The organism is Micromonospora sp. KC207, assembly GCF_004348615.1.
GTDB lineage: Bacteria > Actinomycetota > Actinomycetes > Mycobacteriales > Micromonosporaceae > Micromonospora.
In genome coordinates this window covers 1-10,222 of sequence record NZ_SMKJ01000262.1, presented here as the reverse complement: position 1 = coordinate 10,222, position 10,222 = coordinate 1, and the positions used below count along the sequence as shown (strand labels likewise).

The window sequence follows — 10,222 nt, the reverse complement described above, 5'->3', positions numbered from 1 at the left end:
CCCCGGCCCCGACCGGGCCCGACCCGGCCGGGCGGCTGCGCGGCCTAACCGAGGCGGACCGCGGCCGGGTCGTGCTGGACCTGGTGCGGACCCAGGTGGCCGCGGTGCTCGGCCACCCCGGCCGGGACGCGATCGACCCGCGCCGGCCGTTCAGCGAGCTGGGCTTCGACTCGCTCGCCGCGATCGAGCTGCGCAACGCCCTCAACTCGGCCACCGGGCTCCGGCTGCCGGCCACGCTGGTCTTCGACCAGCCGACGCCGCGGGCGGTGGCCCAGCACATCCTCGCCGGCCTGGCCGGCTCTGCGGGCTCTGCCGCGTCCGCCGCTGGCGTCGAGCCGTCCGACCCGGGCGGCGCGACCACGGACGCGGACGAGCCGATCGCGATCGTCGGAATGGGGTGCCGATACCCAGGCGGTGTCGGGTCGCCGGAAGACCTGTGGCGGCTACTGGCCGACGAAGTCGACGCGATCACCCCGTTCCCGGCGGACCGCGGCTGGGACGTCGAGACGATCTACGACCCCGAGCCGGGTCGGCCCGGCCGCAGCTACGTGCGGCACGGCGGCTTCCTGCACGACGCCGCCGAGTTCGACGCCGACTTCTTCGGCATCGGTCCGCGGGAGGCGCAGGCCATGGACCCGCAGCAGCGACTGCTGCTGGAGGTGTCCTGGGAGGCGCTGGAGCGGTCCCGGATCGACCCCGGCTCGCTGCGGGGGACCCGCACCGGGGTCTTCGCCGGCGTGATGTACCACGACTGGGCCACCCGGCTGGGCGCGGTCTCCGAGGAGGTGGCCGGGTATCTCGGCAACGGCAGCCTGGCCAGCGTCGTCTCCGGCCGGGTCGCGTACCTGCTGGGACTGGAGGGGCCGGCGGTCACCGTGGACACCGCCTGCTCCTCCTCACTGGTCGCCCTGCACCTGGCGGTCCAGGCACTGCGGCACCGGGAGTGTGGCCTGGCCCTGGTCGGCGGCGTCACGGTGATGTCCACCCCGGACACCTTCGTCGACTTCAGCCGCCAGCGCGGGCTCTCCGCCGACGGCCGCTGCCGGTCGTTCGCGGCCGGCGCGGACGGCACCGGCTGGGGCGAGGGCGTCGGCGTCCTAGTGGTGGAGAAGCTCTCCGACGCCCTGCGCCACGGCCACCCGGTGCTGGCCCTGGTCCGCGGCTCCGCGGTCAACCACGACGGGGCCAGCAACGGCCTGACCGCGCCGAACGGGGCGTCCCAGCAGCGGGTCATCCAGCAGGCGCTGGCCGCTGCCGGGCTGCGCGCGGCCGAGGTGGACGCGGTGGAGGGACACGGTACGGCCACCACGCTGGGCGACCCGATCGAGGCCCAGGCGGTGCTGGCCACGTACGGCCGAGGCCGGGATCGTCCACTGTGGCTGGGCTCGGTGAAGTCCAACCTGGGACACACCCAGGCGGCGGCCGGGGTCGCCGGTGTGATCAAGATGGTACTCGCGATGCGGCACCAGGTGTTGCCGCGCACCCTGCACGTGGACGCGCCGTCGCCGCACGTGGACTGGTCGGCCGGCGCGGTCGAACTGCTCGCCGAGGCCCGTCCCTGGTCGGTGCTCGGGCATCCGCGCCGGTCCGGGGTCTCCTCGTTCGGGATCAGCGGCACCAACGCCCACGTGATCCTTGAGGAGGCGCCCGCGGCAGCGGCCCCCGGCGGGCCGGTCGTGGCGGCGCCGGCGCACCTGCCGTTCGTGCTCGCCGCTGCCAGCGCCGCCGGCCTGCGGGCGCAGGCCGGCCGCCTGGCGTCGTTCCTGGCCGACCTCGAGGAGGTACCGCTCGCCGACGTCGCGCACGCCCTGGCCACCTCCCGGGCGGCGCTCGACCATCGGGCCGCCGTCATCGCCGGCGACCCGGAGGGGCTGCGGCGGGGGTTGGCCGCCATCGCCGCCGGCGAACCGGCGGCCGGCACCCTGCGCGGTACCGCCGCCGAGGGCCGGCTCGCGATGATCTTTTCCGGACAGGGCGCCCAGCGCGCCGGCATGGGCGGCGATCTGTACGCCGCGTTCCCGGTGTTCGCCCGGGCCTTCGACGAGGTGACCGCAGCGCTGGACGCCGCCGGGTCGCCGGACGGCCCGCCGCTGCGCGACGTGGTGTTCGGCGCGGCGGGCCCGCTCGACCAGACCCGCTACACCCAGTGCGCGCTGTTCGCGGTCGAGGTGGCGCTGTTCCGGCTGTTCGAGTCGTGGGGGGTACGGCCGGAGCTGGTGGCCGGTCACTCGATCGGCGAGCTGACCGCGGCGCACGTCGCCGGGGTGCTGTCGCTGCCGGACGCGGCCACGCTGGTGGCCGCCCGGGCCCGGATGATGCACGAGCTGGCCCACCGGCCGGGCGCCATGGTGGCGGTGACCGCGACCGAGGAGGAGGTCCGTGACCTGCTCGGCGGGCGGCCGGCGGTGTCGGTCGCGGCGGTGAACGGCCCGGCGGCCGTGGTGCTCTCCGGCGCCGAGGACGAGGTGCTGGAGCTGGCCGGGCTGATCCGGGCGCGGGGCGGGCAGGCGCACCGGCTGCCGGTCGGCGACGCGTTCCACTCCGCGCTGATGGAGCCGATGCTCGCCGAGTTCTGGGCGGTCGCGGCCGGGCTGGCGTACCGGCCGCCGCGGATCCCGGTGGTGTCCACGGTGACCGGGCAACTGGCCACCGCGGACCAGCTCTGCTCCCCGGAGCACTGGGTGCGGCAGGTCCGCGACGCGGTCCGGTTCGCCGACGCGGTCCAGGCGCTCGCCGAGCAGGGCGTCACGAACTTCCTCGAGGTCGGGCCGGACGCTGTGCTCACCGCGCTCGCCCCGCACTGCCTGCCGGCCGGCACCGAGGCCCGGTTCACCGCTACCTGCCGCCGGGACCGGGTCGAGCCGGTGGCGGTGCTGACCGCGCTTGCCCAGCTGCACGTCGACGGGGTCACCGTTGACTGGGCGGCACTGCTGGGGTCCGGGCCGGCCCGGGTGGACCTGCCCACGTACCCGTTCCAGCACCGGCACTTCTGGCTGTCCGCCACCGCCTCGGGCGACGTGACCGGGGTGGGCCAGCTGCCCGCCGGGCACCCGATGCTCGGCGCGGTCGTCCCGCTGCCGGCCTCGGACTCGGTGGTGCTGACCGGCCGGCTGTCCGCGCAGGCCCAGCCCTGGCTGGCCGACCACGTGGTCAACGGCGCGGTGCTGCTGCCCGGTACCGGCTTCCTCGAACTGGCGCTGCGCGCCGGCGAACAGGTCGGGTACCCCCGGATCGAGGAACTCACCCTGGCCGCGCCGCTGGTGCTGCCCGAGCGGGGCGGGGTGGCGCTGCACGTGGTGGTGGGTGCGGACGAGGCCGGCCGGCGCCCGCTCGCGGTCTACGCCCGGGCCGAGGACGCGGGCGCCGACCAGCCCTGGATCCACCACGCCAGCGGCCTGCTCGGCGGCACCGTCCCCGACCCGCCCGCCGACCTCACCGAGTGGCCGCCGCCGGATGCGGTGCCGCTCGACGTGGACGGGGCGTACCAGCGGCTGTCCGGCCGGGGATACGACTACGGCCCGGCGTTCCAGGGGCTGCGCGCCGCCTGGTCCCGGGGTGCGGAGATCTACGCCGAGGTGGCGCTGCCGGCCGAGGTGGCCGGCGCGGCCGAGCGGTTCGGCCTGCACCCCGCGCTGCTGGACGCCGCCATGCACGCCGACCTGCTGGACGACGCGGCCGGCGCGACCCTGCTGCCGTTCGTCTGGACCGGGGTGTCCCTGCACGCCACCGGCGCCAGCCAGCTGCGGGTACGGATCACCCGGCTGGACGGCGCCGAGGCGTCCGCGATGGAGCTGATGGACGGCACCGGTCGCCCGGTCGCCTCGGTCGCCTCGCTGGTGTCCCGCCCGGCCGCCGCGCCACAGCCGGCCACCGGCACCGCCGGTGAGCTGTTCGCGATCCGCTGGCAGCCGCTGGCCGTCGCGCCGCCCGCACAGGCGCTGCCGGCTGGCTGGGCGGTCGCCGAGGGCGCCGCCGTGCCGCCCGCCGACCCGCCGGACGTGCTGGTGCTGCGCTGCCCGTCGGCCACCGGGGACATCCCGGAGCGGGTCCGCGCGGTCACCACCGGGCTGCTGTCCACGCTGCGTTGCCTCCTGGCCGACCCCCGCTACGCCCGCACCCGGCTGGTGGTGACCACCGGCCCGGACGACCTGGCCCAGTCTCCGGCCTGGGGTCTGGTCCGGGCCGCGCAGGCCGAGCACCCCGGCCGCCTCACCCTGGTCGCCGCCGACCCGTCCGGCGATTCGCTGCTGCCCGCCATCCTGGCCGCCGGCGAGACCGAGGCCGCGATCCGGGACAACGCCGTGCTGGTACCCCGGCTGGTCCGTCCGGCGCCACCCGCCAGCGCCACGGACGCGCCCTGGGGCGCGGGCACCGTCCTGGTCACCGGCGGTACCGGCGGCCTCGGCCGGCTGGTCGCCCGGCATCTGGTCACCGCACACGGCCAGCGGAACCTGCTGCTGGTCAGCCGGCGTGGTCCGGACACCCCGGAAGCCGCCGAGTTGGCCGCCGAGCTGGCCGGGCTGGGTGCCGAGGTGGCGATCGAGGCGTGTGACGTGGCCGACCGGGCCCAGCTCGCCGGCGTGCTGGGCCGGATCCCGGCGGACCGGCCGCTGACCGCGGTGGTGCACGCCGCGGGCACCGCCGACGCCGCGATGCTCGACACGCTGACCGGGGAGCAGGTCGAGGCGGTGTTGCGGCCGAAGGTGGACGGCGCGTGGCACCTGCACGAGCTGACCAGGGATCTGGATCTGGCGGCGTTCGTGCTGTTCTCCTCGGCCGGTGGTCTGGTGCTGGCGGCCGGGCAGGCCAACTACGCGGCGGCGAACACGTTCCTCGACGCGCTGGCCGAGCACCGCCGGGCGGCCGGACTGCCCGCCACGTCGCTCGCCTGGGGGCTGTGGGCGGAGAACACCGGCCTCGGCGGCGAGCTGGGCGGGGCAGATCTGCACCGGATGGCCCGGCTCGGGCTGCCGGCGCTCACCGCGCCGGACGGACTGCGGCTGTTCGACGCGGCGCTGCGCGGCGACGAGCCGGTGCTGGCCCCGCTGCGGCTGGACCCGGCCGTGTTGCGTAGCCGGATGGACGAGCTGCCGGCCCTGCTGCGCGGCCTGGTGCCGGGCCGGTCCCGCAAGCTGCGCCGGGCGGTTACCCAGGCCGGCGACGAGCCGGCGCTCGCCCGGCAGTTGGCCGGGCTCGGTGCGGCCGAGCAAGACCGGCTCCTGGTGGAACTCGTCCGCACCCACGTCGCCACGGTTCTCGGCCACGCCGATCCCGCCGAGTTCGACGAGGGCCGGGCGTTCAAGGACCTCGGCTTCGACTCGCTCGCCGCGGTGGAGCTGCGCAACCTGCTCGGCGGTGCCACCGGGCTCACGCTGCCGGCCACCCTGGTCTTCGACCACCCGACCGCGCGGGCCGCCGCCGCGTACCTCAAGGGGCGCCTGCTCGGGTCCGACCCCGCGCCGGTGCCGGCATCCCGCCCGGCCCTCGCCGGGGCCGACGAGCCGATCGCCATCGTCGGCATGGCCTGCCGGTACCCCGGCGGTGTCGCGTCGCCCGAGGACCTGTGGCGGCTCCTGGTGGACGGCGTCGACGCGGTCAGCGACTTCCCGACCGACCGCGGCTGGGACATCGCCGGGCGCTACGATCCCCGGCCCGGCCGGCCGGGCAGGTCGTACACCCGGTCCGGGGGTTTCCTGCACGACGCGGCCCTGTTCGACCCCGGGTTCTTCGGCATCGGCCCGCGCGAGGCGACCGCCATGGACCCGCAGCAGCGGCTCCTGCTCGAAGTGGCGTGGGAGGCGGTGGAGCGGGCCGGGATCGACCCGACGACGCTGCGCGGCAGCCAGACCGGGGTGTTCGCCGGGCTGATGTACGACGACTACGCCAGCCGGGTCAAGGACGACTCGTCGGAGTTCGTGCCGTACCTGGCCAACGGCAGCTCCGGCGCGGTGGTCTCGGGCCGGGTCTCCTACGTGCTCGGTCTCGAAGGCCCGTCGATGACGGTGGACACCGCATGCTCCTCGTCCCTGGTCACCCTGCACCTGGCGAGCCAGGCGCTGCGCAACGGCGAGTGCACGCTCGCGCTGGCCGGCGGGGTCACCGTCATGTCGACACTGGACACGTTCGTCGACTCCAGCCGGCAGGGCGTGCTCTCGCCGGACGGCCGGTGCAAGTCTTTCGCCGCGGCGGCCGACGGCGTCGGCTGGGCCGAGGGGGTGGGCCTGGTACTGCTGGAGAGGCTCTCCGACGCCCGCCGGCACGGGCACGAGGTGCTTGCGCTGGTCCGGGGCAGCGCGGTCAACCAGGACGGCGCCTCGAACGGGCTGACCGCGCCGAACGGGCCGTCCCAGGAGCGGGTGATCCGAGCCGCGCTGGCCGCCGCGGGACTCGCGCCGTCCGACGTGGACGCCGTGGAGGCGCACGGCTCGGGTACCCGACTGGGCGACCCGATCGAGGCGCAGGCCCTGCTTGCCACCTACGGGCAGGACCGCCCGGACGGGCGCCCGCTCCTGGTCGGCTCGGTCAAGTCCAACCTGGGCCACGCCCAGGCGGCCGGCGGCGTGGCGGGCGTCATCAAACTGGTGCTCGCGCTGCGGCACGGCCTGCTGCCGCGCAGCCTGCACGTGGACGCGCCGTCACCGCACGTGGACTGGTCGGCGGGGAGTGTGGCGCTGCTCACCGAGCCGCGCCCGTGGCCGGTGGACGGGCATCCGCGCCGGGCCGGGATCTCCTCGTTCGGGATCAGCGGCACCAACGTGCACGCCATCATCGAGGAGGCACCGCCGGTGCCGACGCCGGCCGGGGAACGTCCCGGACCGGCGCTGCCGGTGATCCCCCTGCCGGTCGCCGGCGCCAGCGCCCCGGCCCTGCGTGACCAGGCGGCCCGGCTGGTCGACCGGCTCCGCGCCGATCCCGAGACCGACCTGCTGGACCTCGGCTTCACGCTGGCCACCACCCGGACGGCGCTCGATTACCGGGCGGTGGTGCTGGCTAGCGACCGGGCGGCGGCCCTGGCCGGTTTGTCCGAACTCGCCGCCGGCACCGCGCCGGACAGCCCGGACGGCGACCCGGCGGGCACCCGCCGGGGCGTGGCCCGGCCCGGCGGCCTGACCGCGTACCTGTTCACCGGCCAGGGCGCCCAGCGGCTCGGCATGGGGCGGGAGCTGCACCGGGCCTTCCCGGTCTTCGCCGGGGCGCTGGAAGCGGCCTGCGCCCTGCTGGACCGGGAACTCGACCGGCCGCTGCGGGACGTCATGTGGGGCGACGCCGACCTGCTGGAGCGGACCGGATACGCCCAGCCCGCGCTGTTCGCGACCGAGGTGGCGCTGTACCGGTTGCTGGAGTCCTGGGGGATCGCGCCGCACCTGCTCGCCGGCCACTCCATCGGCGAGCTGGTCGCCGCGCACGTCGCCGGGGTGTGGTCGCTGCCGGACGCCTGCGCGCTGGTGTCCGCGCGGGGCCGGTTGATGCAGGCGCTGCCGGCCGGCGGCGCGATGGTGGCGATCGCCGCTCTGGAGGACGAGGTACGGGCGGCGCTCGACGAGGGGGTGGAAATCGCCGCGGTCAACGCCCCCGGCTCGGTGGTGGTCTCCGGAGACTCCGAGGCGGTGGAGCGGGTCGCGGGGCGATTCCGGGTTGCCCGGCGGCTGCGCGTCTCGCACGCGTTCCACTCGTCCCGGATGGAGCCGATGCTGGCCGAGTTCCGGGCGGTCGCCGAGCGGCTGACCTACCGGGAGCCGGCCCTGCCGCTGGTCTCCACGGTCACCGGTACCGTCGCCGGGGCGGCCGAGTTGTGCACCGCGGAGTACTGGGTACGGCAGGTGCGCCAGGCGGTCCGCTTCGCCGACGCGGTGCGCGGCCTGGCGACCGCCGGTGTGACCCGGTTCGTCGAGGTCGGCCCGGACGCCGTGCTGACCCCGATGGTGCGGGAGGGCCTCGGCGGCGCGGCCAGCGCGATCGCGACCCAGCGCCGGGGCCGGGACGAGGCCGGCTACCTGGTCGGGGCGGTGGCCCAGCTGCACGTCGGCGGCGCCGCGGTGGACTGGGCGGGCCTGTTCGCCGGGCGTGGCACCCGCCGGGTGGCCCTGCACACCTACCCGTTCCAGCGCCGGCGGTACTGGCTGGATCCCACCCCGCCGACCGGCGACCTGGCCACGGCCGGTCTCGACGCGGTCGGGCACCCGCTGCTCGGCGCGGTGGTCGAGCTGCCCGACCCGGGTGGGGTGGTGCTGACCGGCGTGCTGTCCGTGGACCAGCAGCCCTGGCTGGCCGACCACCGGATCCTCGGCCGGGTGGTGCTGCCGGGCACCGCCTTCGTCGAACTGGCCCTCCGGGCCGGTGAACACGTCGCCTGCCCGGTGTTGGAGGAGCTGAGCCAGGAGCGGCCACTGGCGCTGCCGGAGGGCGGCGCGGTGGCTGTCCGGGTGGTGGTCGGGCCGGACGAGGCTGGGCGCCGGGCGGTCTCGGTGCACTCCCGGGCCGCCGCCGGGGGCGCCTCCCGGGCCGCCGGGGCGGCACCCTCGACGGCGACGCCGTCGACCGGGTGGACGCGGCACGCGGCCGGCACGCTGATTGCGGACGTCGCTGGTTCTTCCGGTGAGCGGCGGGGACTGGCGGAGTGGCCGCCGGCCGGTGCCGAACCGGTCGACCTGACGGGGGTGTACGGGCACCTGGCCGGCCTGGGCTTCGGGTACGGCGAGACCTTCCGGGGCCTGCGCCGGGTCTGGCGCGGCGAGGACGAGGTGTACGCCGAGGTCGCCCTGCCGGACCTGGCCACCGCCGAAGCCACCCGCTACGGCCTGCACCCGGCCCTGCTGGACGCCGCCCTGGGCAGCATGGACTACCTGGTGCCCGGCGGGCCGAAGGCGCTCACCGAGGCCACCATCCCGTTCGCCTGGACGGGGGTACGGTTGCCCGTCGCCGGGCTGACCGCGTTGCGGGTACGGGCCCGGCGGGTCGGCGCCGGGGCGGTCGCGTTGACGCTGGCCGACACGACCGGGGCGGCGGTCGGCGCGGTGGACTCGATCGTGACCCGGCCGGTGCACGCTGGGCAGCTCCCGGGCGCCGCGCCGGTGCCCGAGGGCCTGCTGCGGATCGACTGGCGACCCCTGCCAGCCTGGCCGGCCCGCACCGAGCTGGTTGGCTGGGCGGTGTGCGGCGACACCGACCCGGGGCTGGGGGTACCGGTCCACCCGGACCTGGACACGGTACCCGGCGAGCCGGGCGTGCTGGTGCTGCTCTGCCCGCCCGGCGACGTCCCGCTCAGGGTTGGCGACGTCCCGCTCAGGGTTGGCGACATGCAGACCGGGGTTGGCGACGTCCCGCCCGGGCACGGCGACGTGCCGGGCGGGGTGCGTGCGGCGGTCCACCGCACGCTCGCCGACCTGCGTCGGTGGCTCGCCGAGCCGCGCTTCGCCGCCACCACCCTCGTGGTGGTGACCCGGGGCGCGGTGGCCGCCCAGGGCAGTCCCGAGCTGACCCAGGCACCGCTGTGGGGGCTGGTCCGCGCGGCCCAGGCGGAGCACCCCGGCCGGCTGATGCTGGTCGACGTGGACGGGGCCGCCGGGTCGTACCGCGCGCTGCCCGCCGTGGTGGCCTCCGGCGAACCCGAGTCGGTGATCCGTGGCGGCGCGGTCCGGGTACCCCGGCTGGACCCGGTGACCACAGTGGACCGCGCGCCCACCTGGCACCCCACCGGTACCGTCCTGATCACCGGAGGCGCCGGCCTGCTGGGCGGCCTGCTCGCCCGGCACCTGGTGACCCGGCACGGGGTACGGCACCTGCTGCTGCTCGGCCGGCGTGGTCCGGACACCCCGGAAGCCGCCGAGTTGGCCGCCGAGCTGGCCGGGCTGGGTGCCGAGGTGGCGATCGAGGCGTGTGACGTGGCCGACCGGGCCCAGCTCGCCGGCGTGCTGGGCCGGATCCCGGCGGACCGGCCGCTGACCGCGGTGGTGCACGCCGCGGGCACCGCCGACGCCGCGATGCTCGACACGCTGACCGGGGAGCAGGTCGAGGCGGTGTTGCGGCCGAAGGTGGACGGCGCGTGGCACCTGCACGAGCTGACCAGGGATCTGGATCTGGCGGCGTTCGTGCTGTTCTCCTCGGCCGGTGGTCTGGTGCTGGCGGCCGGGCAGGCCAACTACGCGGCGGCGAACACGTTCCTCGACGCGCTGGCCGAGCACCGCCGGGCGGCCGGACTGCCCGCCACGTCGCTCGCCTGGGG

1 protein-coding gene is annotated in these 10,222 nt (G+C 76.6%); it reads left to right on the top strand.

The window, feature by feature from the left end; genetic code table 11:
- Positions 1-10,222, top strand: a 10,222-nt coding sequence (locus E1258_RS33565; RefSeq protein WP_165949902.1) for a type I polyketide synthase, incomplete at both ends; no start/stop codon positions are given.